Consider the following 17007-nt stretch of genomic DNA (forward strand, 5'->3'; position numbering starts at 1 on the left):
GGGGGAGAGATGATTGATTTAAGCAATACCGTGGGGTTTGCAGTCCATGGCGGTGGCGATTCGGGAGGAGGGGTCGCCGGAGCCGTGGAGGGTTTTTTGGGGTTTATCGAGAGTTTGTTGAGCTTGTCGCCCGATGCCGTGTTTGAGCGCTTGATGCCAGGAATCGCGGTGATGGAGAATCTGCATCCCTTGCTGGTGCATTTTCCGATTGCGCTGTTGTCGTTGTTTTTCCTGCTGGATTTGGTCGGGTCTTTGGCGGGTAAAGAGCCTTGGCGGCGAGCGGCGGATTGGTTTTTGTATAGTGGTGTATTGTTCGCCGGCCTGACCGTTATTGCGGGATTCGTTGCGGCGGCATCGGTTGCTCACGGCGGTGATGTGCATGAGGTCATGGAAAATCATGAGCATCTGGGTGTTTCGGTTTTTGTGCTGTCACTGATATTGGCAGGATGGCGTTACCTGGCCAAAGGGGTGATCGCTGGCGCGGCAAACACCCTCCACTTGATCCTGAGTGCCATCTTGACGGGATTGCTGGTATTTACCGCCGATCTGGGGGCTTCCATGGTGTATGGTTATGGCGTGGCCGTCAGACCGGTGGCCGAGATCAATAAAAATGCCGCTGCCCTTCATCAACATGGCGAGGATTCGGTCTCCGACGATCATGATCATGATGACGACGATGAGCGGCAAGAATTCCCTGGAAACCAACCGGGACATCAGCACCACCATAATCATCAACACACCCATTGAGCATGAAGCCAGGATGCGGGATTCTATCGCGGCGGCAGGCGGTTTTTTTACTAAGGCTAATCACGAAATCGCTTGTGGGTGTGGTATTCTAGCCCGCCTTTTTCATGAGGGAATTTATGCGCACCCGCGTTAAAATATGCGGCTTTACTCGGGTCGAAGATGCGTTGCAGGCGGCGCATTTGGGGGTCGATGCGATCGGCTTGGTGTTTTACCCGGCCAGTCCCCGGAATGTTTCAGTGCCCCAGGCCGTCGCGATTGCTCGCGCGCTGCCGGCTTTCGTGACGGTAGTAGGCTTGTTCGTCGATGCCGAACCTTTTTTTGTGCATGAAGTGCTGCGGCAGGTCAATATCGATTGTCTACAGTTTCATGGCAACGAGACGCCGGAAGCTTGCCGCGGTTACGCTAAGCCTTATATCAAGGCGATTCGGATGCAGGCAGATACTGACTTGGCGGTACTGGAGCGGCACTATGCCGATGCGGCAGGCTTGCTGCTGGACGCATATCATCCGGGCATGCAAGGCGGGACCGGTAGCGGATTCGACTGGGAGACGATTCCTGTTGAGCGCAAACTCCCGATTATTTTGGCGGGTGGATTGTCGCCGGAAAATGCGGCCTTGGCCGTGCAGCGAGTCAGGCCGTATGCGCTGGATGTCAGTAGCGGGGTCGAATCCGCCAAAGGCATCAAGGATGCGGCAAAAATGGCTGCATTTATAAGAATAACCAATCAAGCAACTTAAACAACTATGACTGACAAAAACCCTCAAGGGCACAAGTACGATATGCCGGATGCGCGAGGACATTTTGGTCCGTACGGCGGTATTTTCGTGGCGGAAACGCTGATGCCGGCTATTACCGAATTGAATGAGGCCTATCAACGTTATCTGACGGATGCGGAATTCATCGCCGAACTCGATGCCGATTTGCGTGATTATGTCGGCCGGCCATCGCCGCTGTATCATGCCCAGCGCTGGAGCGAGCATCTGGGCGGGGCGCAAATCTATTTGAAGCGCGAGGACCTCAATCACACGGGGGCCCACAAGGTCAACAATACTGTCGGTCAGGCCTTGCTGGCCAAACGCATGGGCAAGACCCGGATCATCGCCGAAACCGGCGCCGGCCAGCACGGCGTGGCGACCGCGACCGTCGCGGCCCGTTTGGGTTTGGAGTGCGTGGTGTACATGGGTGCGGTCGATGTCGCTCGCCAGGCCCTGAATGTCTATAGAATGAAACTGCTGGGCGCTACCGTGGTTGCGGTCGAATCCGGTTCGAAAACCCTGAAGGATGCCCTCAACGAAGCCTTGCGCGACTGGGTGACCAATATCGACAACACTTTTTACATCATTGGCACCGTGGCCGGGCCGCATCCTTATCCGGCCATGGTGCGCGACTTCCAGGCCGTGATCGGCCGCGAAGCCAAACAACAGTGTATCGCGCAAGCCGGCCGTCTGCCGGATGCGCTGGTGGCCTGCGTCGGCGGCGGTTCCAATGCGATTGGCCTGTTTTATCCTTTCATCGACGACGAAGAGGTCGCGATGTACGGCGTCGAAGCCGCCGGCGATGGTGTCGCAACCGGGCGCCACTCCGCGCCGTTGTGCGCCGGTCGCCCCGGCGTATTGCACGGCAATCGTACTTATCTGATGGCGGATGACGACGGCGAAATCATCGAAACCCATTCGATTTCCGCGGGTCTGGATTACCCTGGCGTCGGTCCCGAACATGCCTGGCTGAAAGACACGGGCCGCGCCAATTACGTCAATATCACCGATGACGAAGCCTTGGAAGGCTTCCATGCCTTGACCCGGATGGAAGGCATCATTCCGGCGCTGGAGTCCAGTCATGCCCTGGCTTACACCATGAAGCTGGCGCCGACCATGCGCAAAGACCAAATCATTATCGTCAACCTGTCAGGACGCGGTGACAAAGACATGCATACCATCATGCAACGCGAGGGGATCAGTCTATGAGCCGCCTTGCTGATAAATTTGCCGAATTGAAAGCCTCGGGCCGTAAGGCCTTGATTCCGTTCATCACGGCCGGCGACCCTTATCCCGAATTCACCGTACCGATGCTGCACGAGATGGTGGCGGCCGGGGCCGACATCATCGAATTGGGGGTGCCGTTTTCCGATCCGATGGCCGACGGCCCGGTCATTCAGCGCGCCAGTGAGCGAGCCTTGGCCCACCATGTCGGTTTGCGCAAGGTATTGTTGATGGCGATGGAATTTAGAAAAACCGATCAGACCACGCCGCTGGTGCTGATGGGTTATCTGAACCCGATCGAAATCATGGGTTACGAAGATTTTGCCAATGCGGTGCAGCGGGCCGATGTCGATGGCGTATTGACGGTGGATTTGCCGCCCGAAGAATCCGAGGCTTGCGTGACGCTGCTACGCGAGCGCGGCATCGATCAAATCTTCCTGCTGGCGCCGAATACCACCGCCGAACGTATTCAGAAAATGCATGCGGTCGGTAGCGGTTATTTGTATTACGTATCCTTGAAAGGGGTGACCGGTGCCGGGCATCTCGATGTGGCGGATGTCGCGGACAAATTGCAATTGATACGCGCCAACACCAGTTTGCCGGTCGGTGTTGGTTTTGGTGTCAAGGATGCCGAGACCGCCAAGACCATCGCCAATATTGCCGATGGCGTGGTGGTGGGCAGCGCCTTGATCAGTAAAATCGAGGCCCATCTGGACGATCCGATGCAGGCGAAACGGGAAATCATAGCTTTATTGAAATCCATGCGCATAGCGATGGATGGTTAAGAATTCAAGCGGAGTAGACAGCGAATGAGTTGGTTTGAAAAATTGGTGCCGTCCGTCATTAGAACCGATAGTGCGGAAAAAAAGACCAATGTGCCGGAAGGCCTGTGGAATAAATGTCCCAGTTGCGACGCAATTTTGTTTAATGCGGAATTGGTGAAAAATTTTAGCGTCTGTCCTAAATGTGACCATCATTTACGCATTTCCGCGCGCACGCGCCTGGATTTGTTCCTGGATGAAGGCGAACGCATCGAGATCGGCGCGGGCTTGAAACCCAGCGATCCCTTGAAATTCAAGGACAGCAAGCGCTACAAGGACCGAATCAGCCAGGCGCAGAAGCAAAGTAACGAAAACGATGCCTTGGTGGTCATGAAAGGAAGTCTGAAAGGGCGGGGCATCGTGGCGGCCGCGTTTGATTTCAACTTCATGGGCGGTTCGATGGGCTCCGTGGTTGGTGAGCGTTTTGTGCGCGGCGTCAATCAAAGTTTGCAAGACCGGATTCCGTTCATCGTGTTTACCGCCAGCGGCGGCGCCAGAATGCAAGAGTCCCTGTATTCGCTGTTCCAGATGAGCAAGACCAGTGCCGCGTTGACGCGTTTGGCCGATGCCGGCATTCCTTATATCTCGTTCATGACCGATCCCACCATGGGAGGCGTGTCCGCCAGTTTGGCCATGCTGGGTGACATCAACGTCGCCGAGCCGGACGCCTTGATCGGTTTTGCCGGTCCCCGGGTGATCGAGCAAACCGTGCGGGAAAAGCTGCCCGAAGGCTTTCAGCGTAGCGAATTTTTGCAAGAGCACGGCGCGATCGATATGATCATCGACAGACGCGAAATGCGCGAGAAAATAGCCAGTGTCCTTTCCATTCTTTACCCACATGTCGATAGCGCCAGTCAAGAACCGGAATCACAAAGTCTGATCAACGAAAGCGAAGTATTCGTTAATTAGCCCGCGATGGCGCGCTTTCAAGCGTTGGGTGACTGGCTGGCCTGGCAGGAACAGTTTCATCCACGACCGATAGATTTAGGCCTGGATAGAGTCGCTGGAGTTTATGCCAGCCTCGATCCCAAGCCTGACACGATACCGACGATCACCGTTGCCGGCACCAACGGCAAGGGTTCCTGCGTCGCCTTCCTGGAGGCGATCTACAAGGCGCAAGGTTATCGTGTCGGCGCCTATACCTCGCCGCACATTCTCAAGTATAACGAGCGCATCAGGATCGATGGCCTGCCGGTAGCCGATGATGATATTTGCGCGGCGTTCGAGCGTATCGACGCGGTGCGGGGCGATACCAGCCTGAGTTATTTCGAGTTTGGCACGCTTGCGGCGCTGGATATATTCAGCAGAAACGACGTTGAAGTAAGGATTTTGGAAGTCGGTCTGGGCGGGCGGCTGGACGCCGTGAATATCGTCGACCCCGCCGCGGCCATCGTGACGACCATTGCGATCGATCACGTCGATTGGCTGGGGCATACCGAGGAAGCCATTGGCCGGGAAAAAGCGGGCATATTTCGTCAAGCGACCCCGGCTATCGTGGGCGACCGGAACCCGCCAAATTCTTTGTTGCAAAGCGCAAGGGACAAACAAGCGGAACTGATGCAAATCGGCCAGGCGTTCGATTATCGTAAACAGGCGGATGGCTGGGATTGGTTTTGCGATCGGCTAAAATTGACCGACTTGCCCGAGCCGAATTTGCAGGGTGAACACCAATTTCACAACGCCTCGGCGGTCATTATGGCTGTAATGTGTCTACAGGGACGATTGCCGGTTGACGAGCAGGCGATTCGGCAAGGTCTGACCACGGCGAGATTGCAGGGACGCTTTCAACTGATCGCGGGAACGACACCGATTTTGCTGGATGTAGGGCACAATCCGCAAGCGGTGCAAACGTTGCTGGATTATTTGCGGGAACACTTTCCCTCGGTTAAGGTGCATGCGGTGTTCGCGATGATGAAGGACAAGGACATACCGGGGGTGTTGGCAATCATGCGCGAGCGCGTGGCGCAATGGTACTTGGCGCCGCTGAAAAATCCGCGCGCCGCCAGCGAAGAATTATTGACAAGTTATTTTCGACAACAAGATGTCACCAGTGTGAACCATGGCTATGCCGATTTTTCGGCGGCGTTCGAAGATGCCCGCCGGCATGCGTTGCCGGGCGAGTTGATTTTGATCTTCGGTTCTTTTTTTCTGGTGTCTGAATATTTATCCCATTTTTCGTAGAGGTGATGAAGATGGATCAAGAGTTGAAGCAACGATTGATTGGCGCCGCTGTCATTACGGCCCTGGCGGCTATTTTTGTGCCGATGTTATTCGATGATCCTATCGATGAATCCGGTAAAAGTGTCAATGAATTAAAGATTCCGGAATTGCCGGCCAAGGCGCAGGACGTTGAGATCATGCCGTTGCCGGAAAAGGCGGAAGACGTGACGACCGTTGCGCCGATGGAAAAGCCGGAGCCGCCCGCGCCGGCCGTGGTGTATGAGGGCGATGAGGAGGCCGATATGGACATGGCGCCCGCCCGTCCCCGTGCAATGATCACGGAAAAGGAAACCGCGCCGGTGCCGAAAGCAGTCGCGCCCGCGTCCGCGCCGCGGACTGTCGCGCCTCAATTGAACGTGGCCGATGAAGAGGACGTCAGCGTACCGCCTCAGCCGGCCGCGACCAAGCCCGTTAAAGCACCGGCACCCGTGGCCGAAGCACCGGTCAAGCCAAGCAAGCCGGCGCTCGTCGAGCCTGCGCCCAAGCCTTCGATCGCGGCGGAATCCGCGACCACGCGCTGGTATTTGAACGCGGGTTCCTTCAGTCAAAAGGCCAACGCGCAGACGATGCTGGAAAACTTGAAGAAACAAGGTTTCGCGGCTTCAATCAAGGAAGTGGCCGGGGAAAAAGGCTCTATTTATAAAGTCAGGGTTGGACCGATGCTGGATAAGGCCAAGGCGCAAGAAATCAAGGCCAAGCTGGCCCAGATCAACGTCAACAGCTTTGTTTCCGGAGACGAGTAATCGAGTTCTCGCTGGTTAGAAAAGGCTTGATGATGTCGGACGTATTGAATTTCGACAAGATGATCTGGATAGACTATGCCATCCTCGGTTTGGTGTCGATTTCCGCGATCATCGGTTTGATTCGGGGGTTCATCAAGGAAGCCTTCGCGCTGCTGACCTGGATGGTCGCGATAGGCGTGGGCTGGCATTACAGCCGGGATTTCGCGGTATTGTTGCGGAATCAGATCGACTATCCTTCCGCACGTATTGCGACAGCCTTTATTCTGTTGTTTGTCATGACGCTGGTCTTGGGCGGTCTGATTAGTTTCATACTGAATCATTTGATCGAAAAAACCGGCTTGAGCGGCACCGACCGCCTGGTGGGAATGGTGTTCGGCATCGCCCGCGGCGCGGTACTGGTTGCCTTGCTCGTGATGCTGGCCGGCGTCACTCCATTGCCCGAAGATCCCTGGTGGAAACAGTCAAGGCTGATTCCGCCCTTCCAATCTTTCGCCGTCTGGCTGAAAGACCATATCCCGTCCGATTTGGCGGGCTACATTCATTATCGTTAGTTCATTAGGTTTGCTATGTGTGGTATTGCCGCGATTGTTTCCAATCAAAATGTCAATCAGGAATTGTATGATGCCTTAACCGTGTTGCAGCACCGTGGCCAGGATGCCGCCGGCATTGCAACCTGCGAAGGTTCGAGGCTGCATTTGCGTAAGGAAAATGGCTTGACCCGTGATGTGTTTTCCGCCGAGGAAATGCTGAGGCTGAAAGGCAACATGGGAATTGCCCATGTCAGATACCCGACCGCGGGTTGCACCAGCGCCGAGGAAGCGCAGCCGTTTTATGTGAACTCACCGTTCGGATTGACCTTGGCGCATAACGGTAATTTGACCAACACCGAAGAATTGAAGGTGCAGGTGTTCGTCGACGACCAGCGCCATATCAACACCGAATCGGATTCCGAAGTATTGTTGAACGTATTCGCCCACGAACTGGCCGAAGCCGGCAAGCTGACCCTGACCGTCGATGACGTGTTCAAGGCGGTCAGCGCCGTGCATAGACGTTGCCGTGGCGCTTATGCGGTAGTGGTAATGATCGCCGGTTTCGGCATCCTGGGTTTTCGCGATCCGCACGGCATTCGTCCGATCGTGTTTGGTGAGCGCAAAGGCGACGATGGTTTTACCGACTACATGATCGCTTCGGAAAGCGTAGCCCTGGACGTGCTGGATTTTCGCTTGATCCGCGATATTGCGCCGGGCGAGGCGGTATTCATCGAGACTTCGGGCAAATTGCATATCAAGCAGTGCGCCGAAAAGACCAATCATTGCCCCTGCATCTTTGAATACGTCTATTTCGCCCGTCCCGATTCCATCATCGATAACATTTCGGTCTATAAGGCCCGCATGCGCATGGGCAAGAAACTGGCAAAAAAAATCCAGAAGGAATGGCCGAATCACGACATCGATGTGGTCATTCCGATTCCCGATACCAGCCGCACGGCCGCGCTGCAAATCGCGCATGAATTGGGCGTCAAATTCCGCGAAGGTTTCATGAAAAACCGTTACATCGGGCGTACCTTCATCATGCCTGGACAGAAAATGCGCAAGAAATCGGTCAAGCAAAAACTCAACGCGATTTCGCTGGAATTTGCCGGCAAGAATGTGTTGTTGGTCGACGATTCCGTCGTGCGCGGCACCACATCCGAGCAGATCATTCAAATGGCCCGCGATGCCGGCGCGAAAAAAGTTTATTTTGCCTCCGCGGCGCCGCCAGTGCGCTATCCCAATGTTTACGGCATCGACATGCCGGCGGCGCGTGAGTTGATCGCCCATGGCCGCACCGAACAAGAGGTTTGCGATGCGATAAAAGCCGACAAGCTAATCTATCAGGATCTGGAAGATCTGATCGATGCGGTGGGCAAGGGCAATCCGAACATCAAACAGTTCGATACCTCGTGTTTCAGCCATGAATATGTCACCGGCGACATCGATGATGAATATTTGGCTCGAATCGAGGCTCTGCGCAACGATGGTGCGCAAGAGCGCAGAAATGCACCGATCAGCGCCATCGCACAAAAATGACGGATCAAGACATGACAGATTTCGATTGGCAACAATACGCCCAGGAAACCCAGGCCATCAGGGTTGGGCATAAACGCACGCACGAAGATGAACATAGCATCGCGATTTTCGCGACCTCGAGTTACGTGTTCGAATCGGCGGAACAGGCTTCTTTACGCTTTACCGGCAAACAGCCGGGCAATATCTATTCCCGCTTCACCAATCCGACGGTCAGCGCCTTTCAGGATAGGCTGGCCTTGATGGAAAAGGGCGAACGCTGTCTGGCGTTTTCCTCCGGCATGGCCGCGATCATGGCGGTCGGCATGGGGTTGCTGAAAGCTGGCGATCATGTGGTTTGCTCGCGCGGCGTGTTCGGTAATACCGTGCTGACGTTTCAAAATTATTTCGCCAAATTCGGCGTGACGACGGATTTCGTCAATCTGACGGATTTGTCGGCCTGGGAAGCGGCGATCAAACCGAATACGCGGTTTTTGTTTCTGGAAACCCCGTCCAATCCGTTGATCGAGATCGCCGATATTCAGGCCTTGGCCGACATTGCCCATAGTCATGATTGTCTGTTGGTCGTGGATAATTGTTTCTGTACCCCGGTTTTGCAACAACCTTTGGCCTTGGGCGCGGATCTGGTGATTCAATCGGCCACCAAATTCATCGACGGACAAGGGCGTTGCGTCGGTGGGGCGGTGATCGGTAGCGAGGCCTTGATCGAAAAAGATATTTACCCGTATTTGCGTACCGGCGGTGCCACGATGAGCCCGTTCAACGCCTGGGTGTTTTTATCGGGACTGGAAACCCTGGCGCTGCGTATGAAAGCGCATTGCGACAACGCGTTTGAGCTGGCGAAGTGGCTGGAGCAGCAACCCGCGGTGGCGAAAGTGCATTATCCGGGCCTGGCATCGCATGCTCAACATGAACTGGCGAAACGTCAGCAGAGCCATTTCGGCGCGGTGGTTAGTTTCGAACTGACCGGCGGTCAAGAGCAGGCCTGGCGTTTGATCGATTCAACCCGAATGTTGTCGATTACCGCGAATCTGGGCGACGTCAAAACCACGATCACGCATCCTGCCACCACCACGCACGGCAGACTTAGCCCTGAAGCCAGAGCCGAGGCGGGCATCAAGGATAGCCTGGTCAGAATATCGGTGGGTCTGGAAAATCTGGAAGATATTAAAAACGACTTGCGAAGAGGCTTATAGAAACTCTGAAAGTCAGGGCGGGAGCGTGGCCCTGGCTGCACATGAGGTTGGGTTGTTTTTGGATATAAGGCTTTAGCTGCCGCACAGGCGCTTGAGTTCGCCGAACGGAGTCGAGGCGAACGATGAAACTGGGCTTGCCTGATTACCGAAATTCGAAAATAAGCTATCTTTGATGCATCTTGATGGATTAATACGGAATTGCGTGCATGTTTCGAGAAAGAAGAGAGTACAGAAAAAAATTCAATGCCTTCGGACAATTGCACATCGGGGGGGAGGTGCTGCAATTCAATTGCTACGACGTTTCTGTAAAGGGAGCGATGATAGAAGTGTCGCCAGGCGAATTATTGGCGAGCGTGGCCGATTTCGAAGCGTTTTTGCGGGAAGACAGGCGCGCGGAAATTTTCATAGGCGAGTTGATGCTGGCCGGTGAAGTCAGAATCGTTTGGGTGCGCGAGGAACGTGGCCGTCTCTATATGGGGCTGGAATTCGAAACAGTGGTCCATAACGCGGAAAAACTCTGGATCAAGCGGCGAGGTTACCGCCAGACCAAGCCTTTTACCGCCGAACTCTTTATCGACAACGAGCGTTTGCTGGTGGAGGGTATCAACCGTTCCAACGATGGCTTATGCGTCCAATCAAACAAGCCGCATCGCCCAATCAAGACCAATACGCCGGTCAAACTACAAATCAAGGAATTTGGTTTGGCCGCGCTGGGCAAGGTGGTTTGGGTGGGCGATGAGGACGATTCGACCAAATTGGGATTGCAAATCGTCTCCATCCTGTAAGGAATGTGTGAGAAATAAGCTTGGCAATTGGTAGGTGTCAATTCATTCGCACTGCGCGGATAAATCCGCACCTACACCGAATACTTGCATAGGTTATTTCATGTTCATTCCTAACAGCATATTCGCGCCGTTTAGCCACTGACTTATTGGCTTACGGCTGCTCCCGGAGCAATGGATCGAGCGCGTTCCTCATGTCCAGTGCTTGCAAATCGTCAAAACCGCCAATGTGGCGCTCGCCGATGAAAATTTGTGGAATGGTGCGGCGCTGGGTTTTTTCCATCAATTCTTGACGCAGGCCGGGCCTGGAGTCGACATCGATTTCTGTATAGCTTGCGCCCTTGCGCTCCAACAAGCGTTTGGCCATGGTGCAGTAAGGGCATAAGCGGCCGGTGTAAACGACGATTTCTGGCATCTGATTTAAATTAAAGCTTTCTAATAAAGCTGGTATTCTAACCAGCCTGAGAGGCTTGCTCAATAGCCAGCGCATTGGCAAATTGCGTCAACAAGGTCAGTGCCGCGGTCGACAGCGAGTCGCCGAAAGCGACGATGCCGTCTTCGTGGCCCAGCATGCTGAAAATCGGCAAGCTAGCCAGTTTGCCCGAGGCGAAAAGTTCTTCGACGGCCTCGGCCATTTCCAGGCTGCCATAAGGAACGTCCGCCGCGGTATGAGGTATTTGCAGCGCTTGGGTCTGGCGCCAGATTTGGGGGCAATGCACATGAATCACGGCCTGTGCCTTGGGTGCATGCAGATAGATGCTGGCATGGGTCAATGCTTCCGAAGAAGGCCGGGAAGGTCCGCGCGAAAACAGCGCATTCTGTTTTGGCAAGGCCTTTTCGACAATGGCAAAATGCCTCGTGGTCAATAGCGGTAAATGGCCGGTTTGGGTGCCGGAAATCAAAAATGCCTGTCGGTCCTGTTGTAAGCGCTGACTGATATTGCCGTAGCCGAGGCCATGATATTTTTCCGGTGATTGTCCAATGAGTTCCAATCTAAACAGCACATTGCGCCAGGCATTGATTTGACTGATGTCGGTCGTGATTGCAGCGTCGTCGGCCTGGTGTTTCAGCCGGTATTTGATTACACCTTCCCGCTCATTCATGTTATTTTTGCATGGATTCTGATTTGTCTTTTATTTTCAAACACATGATGTTCAAGTTTTTTAAATCCGCTTTTGCTCCGTGGCTCATCCTGTCATTGCTTGCCATCAATCTGGCTTTCGCGGCCAACGAAAGCGCGACGGCCAAAAAAAGCGTGACGGCGGCGGAAATAGAGCAACGCATGCAGTCTCTCAAGGACAAGCAAAACATCTCCGAGGAATTGCGCAATCGTATTCTCGCGGCTTATCAGGAAAGTCTGGACAATTTGCGAGAACTGGAAAATCAGCAGACTGAAGCCGCCGAGCTCAAGCGTACGTCCAGCAGTATACCGCTGGAAGCCAAACAGCTACAGGCGCAAATCGCCGATGCGGAAAATCAGTTGAAAAACCGCAGTCCGGAAAAACTGGCGATATTTCCCACCGATGAGATCGAGCAGCGTCAAGTCATTGAGAAAACGCGGCTCAGCGATTTGGATGCCGAAATTGCCCGGGTCGAAAACCTGGTCACTGAGCTGAGCAATAGCCCGCAAATGATCAGGGAGAAGATTTCGGAACTCAAGGCCAAGCAAGCATCGACGCAACAGGAACAGCAGGCGCTGACCGGCAAGACCATGGAAAATCTGCCGGAAAAGGAGGCCAGGCAAATTCAGCTGGATACGCGAATGCGCCTGCTGAACAGCACGCAAAAGACGCTGGAGCTCGAATACATCAGCAATCCGATGCTTCTGCAATTACAGAAAGACCACTTGCAATTATTGAACTTGCAACGGGAGCGCTTGAGCCTGGTCATTGCCGAATTGGAAAGCTACCTGCTGGAAAGGCGGCAACAGGAAATCGACAAAGAGCGGGCCGAATTGCTGCAGGCGGAAAAGGATGCCGAAGGCAAGCATCCTTTGATTCGTGCCGCGACCAAGGACAACATGCGTTACAACCGTAATTTGCGGGATGTGAACCAGCATATCGAGCAGTATTTGGCGCAAAAAAACGACATCGATGCACGCAACAAGCAACTGGAAAAAGATTTTCAGAGCGCCGAGCAAAAAATCAATCTGGCGGGCTTGAGTCCGGCACTGGGCAATTTACTGCGCGAACAGCGGCGGAATCTGCCGCAACGCAAGCAATACGGCAATTTCAACGACACGATTCAGCAGGAAATCGCCTCCACCAGCTTGGAGATGTTCAAGCTCGACGAGGTTAAAAAGGAACTGGCCGACGTAAACCAGACCCTGTTGATGCGATTGGAACAACAGCTGCCGGCGAACACCGAGCCCGCCGAAGCCTTGCGCATTCGTACCGAATTGCGCATGCTGCTGAACGATCAAAAAGACCTGGTCGGGCGCTTGTCGATCGCTTATGCGGAATACGCCAGGATATTGGGGGATGTCGATTTTACCCTGCAGCAAATGCTGAACAGCGCGGATAAATTCGGTGCCTATTTGGATCAGCGCCTGTTATGGGTGCCGAACGCGCCGGTGATTACCAAGGCTTATTTGCAAAATATCGTGCATTCGGTGACCTGGTTTTGCGCGCCCGCGAATTGGGCGCAGGTCATCGGCAATTTGAAGAAGGGTCTGGAATCCTACCCATTGATGTTGATGCTGGGTATTGCAATCGTTGTGCTACATCTAAAATTTAAAAATACCTTGCGAGTCAACCTGGCGGCTCTGTTGGCGAAAAGCCGCTCCAATCAATATGTCACCGGTTTCGGCCAAACCTTGAGCGGTTTGGGTTACATCCTGGCCATGTCCCTGCCTGTCCCGTTGTTGATGGGGTGGGCGGGCTGGATGCTGAGCCTGAATTACAACGGCGATGGCTTTAGTCGGGCTCTTGTCGGCGGTTTGCTATCGGCCGCCGTTTCCTTGGCATTGTTGCAGTTTTTTTATCGCATCTTCAGGCCCGACGGCGTGGCCGTGTCGTTGTTTTTCTGGCATCAGCGTACCGCACAGCTGTTGTACCAACAATTGAAATGGTCTCGCTTCGTCATCATTCCCTGCATTTTCATCGTCGGCATGACCAGCGCCAATTTGTTTTCCGAACACAATCAAACCCTGGGCAGAACCGCGCAAATCCTGATGATGCTGGTCGTGTCCTATGTGATGCATCGTTTGGCTCATCCAGGCATCGGTCTGGGTAAGACGTTTTATGTGTATTCGAGCAGTTGGATCAGCCGCTTGCGTTATGTTTGGTATGGCTTGGCCATTCTGGCGCCTTGGGTCGTGATTGGGTTTTCCGTGGCGGGTTATTATCAAAGCGCACTGGAATTGCAGGGCAAGTTGGTGGTTACGTTGCGGCTGATATTCATCACGGCCTTGTTCCATGCCTTGGCCTTGCGTTGGTTGACGGTCACCAAGCGCCAACTGGCGGTGCAAAATGCCCGCAAAAAACGCAAGCAAACGGTGGATCAGGTATCCGCCAGCCTCAGCACCGAAGGAGGGGGCTATGTATCGGATGAAGCCCTGGTGGATATTTCCACGATTAACCAGCAAAGCGACAAGCTGTTGATCACGGTGATCGCGGTGATCTTGTTGGCGGGTTTCTGGATGATCTGGAGCGATATTTTGCCGGCCTTCGCGGTGTTCGACCGCGTCGAGCTCTGGCAGCGCAGCGAGTTGCTGGACGGCAAGGAGGTCAGCATGCCGGTTACCCTGATCAACCTGTTCTTTGCGGTGTTTTATGCGGCGTTGACATTCGTATTCGTCAGCAACTTTCCGGCACTGGTCGATCTGCTGTCGGTAGGCAAGTTCGCGATGACCTCTGGCAGCCGTTATGCCTTGATTCAGTTGGCGCGCTATTTATTGATCACGATCGCGTTTTTGGCCGTTGCCAATGAATTGGGGGGGCGCTGGTCGCAAGTGCAGTGGCTGGTCGCCGCGCTTTCCGTGGGTTTGGGTTTCGGCTTGCAGGAAATATTCGCCAACATGGTTTCCGGCATCATCCTGTTGTTCGAGCGCCCGATTCGGGTCGGCGACACCGTGACTGTGGGGGATGTTACCGGGCGCGTGTGCCGGATTCAGATGCGCGCCACCCACATTCTGGACTGGGACAGCAAGGAACTGGTGGTGCCGAACAAATCCATCATCACCGATCGCCTGGTGAACTGGACCTTGACCGACACGGTCACGCGCGTGATTTTGATGATGAACGTCTCTTACGGCAGCGATATCGAATTGGTGGAAAAAATTCTGAAAGACACGGTGAGTACGGTCGATAAGATATTGCCGGATCCCGAGCCCATGGTGTCCTTCTTGAGTTTTGGAGAAAGCGCGATAAATTTCAGAATATCGGTATTTGTCAAAGAGTTGGGCGACAGAATGGCCGTCACCCATGAATTGCATAAAAAACTCTACGTCGCCCTGCAGCAAAACGGCATAGAAATACCGTTTCCGCAACGCGACATTCATATCCGTTCGGTTGCCGACGGGGTATTCACGAGCGGCGGAGCAAGTAGTCGATTTCAATAAAAAATCAAACTGTAATAAAATGGCGAGTTTTACAAAAGCCTGGTATTGAAACGGATTTACAGATGCGCTGTCCATTTTGCTCCGCACAAGATACGCGAGTGATCGATACTCGCCTGGCCGACGAGGGCGACCAGGTCAAGCGTCGGCGTGAGTGCGTGGCCTGCAAGGAACGTTTTACGACCTTCGAGGTGGTTGAATTGAGTTTGCCGCGCATCATCAAGCGCAATAGCGCGCGTGAAGCCTTTGACGAAGGCAAGTTGCGCGCGGGCATGCAGCGGGCATTGGAAAAACGCCCGGTCAAGGTGGATGAAATCGAGGCGGCGATCAGTCGGATCAAGAAAGCCCTGGTGGGCAAGGGGGAGCGGGAAGTGAGCGCGCACGAACTAGGCGAACTGGTCATGAAAGAACTCAGTGCCCTGGATCATGTGGCTTTCGTGCGCTTTGCCTCCGTGTACCGCAGCTTCGAAGATGTTAGCGAATTCACCCGAATGATAGAGAACCTGCAACAGCATGAGCGCTGAACTGGACGCCGCTTTCATGGCTCGTGCCGTCAAGCTGGCGGAAAACGGGATTTACACGACCGATCCCAATCCGCATGTCGGCTGCGTGCTGGTCAAAAATGGTGAGATCATCGCCGAAGGCTGGACGCAACGCGCCGGCTTCGCCCATGCCGAAATCGATGCGCTGGCTAAAATAAATGATGCAAGAGGCGCGACGGCGTATGTAACATTGGAGCCTTGCAGCCATCACGGTAAAACCGGGCCTTGTTGCGAGGCCTTGATCGCCGCCGGCATCAACCGCGTGGTGGTGGCGATGCAGGACCCCAATCCTCAGGTTTGCGGGCGAGGTTTGCGGAAGATCCGCGAAGCAGGCATAGAAGTCGTGGTCGGCGTGTTGGCGGAAGAAGCCGCAAAACTCAACCGCGGCTTTTTCAAGCGCATGACAACAGGGTTGCCGTGGATACGCAGCAAACTGGCGATGAGCCTGGATGGGCGCACCGCGATGGCCTCCGGCGAGAGTCAGTGGATCACGTCGAAAGAAGCCAGACAGGACGTGCAGGGCTGGCGCGCGCAAAGCAGCGCGATCGTCACCGGCATCGATACGGTGTGGTACGACGATCCACAACTGAATGCCCGCGTCGATTTCGATCTGGTGCAGCCAGTCAAAGTGGTGCTGGATTCCAACTTGCGCATGCCACTCACGGCAAAAATGCTGCAAAATTCAGTGGAAGTGTGGATCGTCACCTGCAGCGATGACGCCGGGAAGTTGGAAAAATTGCGGCAAGTCGGCTGCAAGGTGTTTCAAGTCGGGGCCAAAAACGGTCGCGTCGATTTGGTGGAAACGTTTGAATTGCTGGCCGAGTTGCAAATCAACACGGTGTGGGTCGAAGCCGGTGCCACCCTGAACGGTGCCTTGCTCGACAGCGGGCTGGTCGACGAATGGCTGATCTATATGGCGCCCTGTGTGTTGGGTGACCAGGCGCGAGGATTGTTTCATCTGCCGGGCTTGCAGATCATGCAAGATAAAAAATTGTTACATTTGAGCGAAACTCGCCAAATTGGATCAGACTTGCGATTACGTTATCAAACTCAACGGGCATGACCCAAACGGACAAATGAAAGCAGGCATAACGGCGTTTTTCCTGATGGCTTTACCTCTTTGGGGATACGCGGAAGAAGACGATAACAAAGAGGTTCGCACTTTCATCATCAAGGAAGGCAAAGTCATTCGCGAAGAGCATGAAGTGGAGGTCTATGACTACCATACCGGTACTTTTCAGACTTTTAAGGTATATCGCGAACCCGAAGCGGATCATAAAGCTAAAGGCGATACGCCCAAGCCAGAGCCGGATGGCAAGTCGCGCTAGTCTGGTGTCTTAACGCTCATGAAGG

The 17007-nt window shown here is 54.2% G+C and carries 17 protein-coding genes; 15 read left to right on the forward strand and 2 right to left on the reverse strand.

Annotation, left to right across the window (positions count from 1 at the left end; translation table 11 throughout):
- The first annotated feature begins 9 nt into the window (after nt 1-9).
- The 11 genes from NM686_RS07985 (at nt 10) to NM686_RS08035 (ending at nt 10557) form a co-directional block, all read left to right on the forward strand.
- A complete protein-coding gene (locus NM686_RS07985; RefSeq protein WP_255187350.1) occupies nt 10-747 on the forward strand; it encodes a DUF2231 domain-containing protein in 738 nt (245 codons plus the stop codon).
- Nucleotides 748-863: 116 nt separating this feature from the next.
- Nucleotides 864-1484 (forward strand): phosphoribosylanthranilate isomerase, encoded by a 621-nt coding sequence (locus NM686_RS07990; RefSeq protein ID WP_269022709.1) that lies wholly within the window; start codon nt 864-866, stop codon nt 1482-1484.
- 6 nt (nt 1485-1490) lie between these two features.
- On the forward strand, nt 1491-2711 hold the full coding sequence (gene trpB / locus NM686_RS07995) for a tryptophan synthase subunit beta (protein ID WP_255187352.1): 1221 nt from the start codon (nt 1491-1493) through the stop codon (nt 2709-2711).
- The gene (gene trpA, locus NM686_RS08000) at nt 2708-3511 is read left to right on the forward strand and encodes a tryptophan synthase subunit alpha (protein WP_255187353.1); all 804 of its coding nucleotides are present in this window, start codon (nt 2708-2710) and stop codon (nt 3509-3511) included. The genes trpB and trpA overlap by 4 nt, the downstream gene beginning before the upstream one ends.
- Before the next feature lie 24 nt (nt 3512-3535).
- The gene (gene accD / locus NM686_RS08005; RefSeq protein ID WP_255187354.1) at nt 3536-4456 is read left to right on the forward strand and encodes an acetyl-CoA carboxylase, carboxyltransferase subunit beta; all 921 of its coding nucleotides are present in this window, start codon (nt 3536-3538) and stop codon (nt 4454-4456) included.
- Nucleotides 4457-4462: 6 nt separating this feature from the next.
- Nucleotides 4463-5728, forward strand: a complete 1266-nt coding sequence (gene folC / locus NM686_RS08010) for a bifunctional tetrahydrofolate synthase/dihydrofolate synthase (RefSeq protein WP_255187355.1) — start codon at nt 4463-4465, stop codon at nt 5726-5728.
- Nucleotides 5729-5739: 11 nt separating this feature from the next.
- The gene (locus NM686_RS08015) at nt 5740-6510 is read left to right on the forward strand and encodes an SPOR domain-containing protein (protein WP_269022711.1); all 771 of its coding nucleotides are present in this window, start codon (nt 5740-5742) and stop codon (nt 6508-6510) included.
- A gap of 29 nt (nt 6511-6539) precedes the next feature.
- Nucleotides 6540-7061 carry a CvpA family protein gene (locus NM686_RS08020; protein ID WP_255187357.1) on the forward strand — a complete coding sequence of 174 codons (522 nt, stop codon included), beginning with the start codon at nt 6540-6542 and terminating at the stop codon, nt 7059-7061.
- A gap of 15 nt (nt 7062-7076) precedes the next feature.
- Complete coding sequence (gene purF, locus NM686_RS08025; protein ID WP_255187358.1) at nt 7077-8579, forward strand: amidophosphoribosyltransferase; 1503 nt, start codon at nt 7077-7079, stop codon at nt 8577-8579.
- Nucleotides 8580-8590: 11 nt separating this feature from the next.
- The gene (locus NM686_RS08030; RefSeq protein WP_255187359.1) at nt 8591-9772 is read left to right on the forward strand and encodes an O-succinylhomoserine sulfhydrylase; all 1182 of its coding nucleotides are present in this window, start codon (nt 8591-8593) and stop codon (nt 9770-9772) included.
- A gap of 206 nt (nt 9773-9978) precedes the next feature.
- Nucleotides 9979-10557: a PilZ domain-containing protein gene (locus NM686_RS08035; RefSeq protein WP_255187360.1), complete on the forward strand. Its 579-nt coding sequence runs from the start codon at nt 9979-9981 to the stop codon at nt 10555-10557.
- Nucleotides 10558-10708: 151 nt separating this feature from the next.
- Here NM686_RS08035 and grxC read toward each other — a convergent pair whose 3' ends face one another.
- On the reverse strand, nt 10709-10969 hold the full coding sequence (gene grxC / locus NM686_RS08040) for a glutaredoxin 3 (protein WP_255187361.1): 261 nt from the start codon (nt 10967-10969) through the stop codon (nt 10709-10711).
- A 37-nt stretch (nt 10970-11006) separates the two neighbouring features.
- A complete protein-coding gene (locus NM686_RS08045) occupies nt 11007-11657 on the reverse strand; it encodes a class II aldolase/adducin family protein (RefSeq protein ID WP_255187362.1) in 651 nt (216 codons plus the stop codon).
- A gap of 23 nt (nt 11658-11680) precedes the next feature.
- On the opposite strand from NM686_RS08045, the gene NM686_RS08050 reads away from it, so the two are divergent.
- From NM686_RS08050 to NM686_RS08065, 4 genes are all read left to right on the forward strand, one after another.
- Nucleotides 11681-15115, forward strand: a complete 3435-nt coding sequence (locus NM686_RS08050) for a mechanosensitive ion channel domain-containing protein (protein ID WP_269022714.1) — start codon at nt 11681-11683, stop codon at nt 15113-15115.
- Between the two features lie 62 nt (nt 15116-15177).
- Nucleotides 15178-15636, forward strand: coding sequence for a transcriptional regulator NrdR (nrdR, locus tag NM686_RS08055; protein ID WP_255187364.1), 459 nt, complete (start codon nt 15178-15180; stop codon nt 15634-15636).
- On the forward strand, nt 15626-16717 hold the full coding sequence (gene ribD / locus NM686_RS08060; protein WP_255187365.1) for a bifunctional diaminohydroxyphosphoribosylaminopyrimidine deaminase/5-amino-6-(5-phosphoribosylamino)uracil reductase RibD: 1092 nt from the start codon (nt 15626-15628) through the stop codon (nt 16715-16717). Before nrdR ends, ribD begins: the two co-directional genes overlap by 11 nt.
- Nucleotides 16718-16760: 43 nt before the next feature.
- Complete coding sequence (locus NM686_RS08065) at nt 16761-16982, forward strand: hypothetical protein (protein ID WP_255187366.1); 222 nt, start codon at nt 16761-16763, stop codon at nt 16980-16982.
- The last annotated feature ends 25 nt before the right edge of the window (nt 16983-17007 follow it).

The sequence above is a fragment of the Methylomonas rapida genome, from assembly GCF_024360925.2.
GTDB lineage: Bacteria > Pseudomonadota > Gammaproteobacteria > Methylococcales > Methylomonadaceae > Methylomonas > Methylomonas rapida.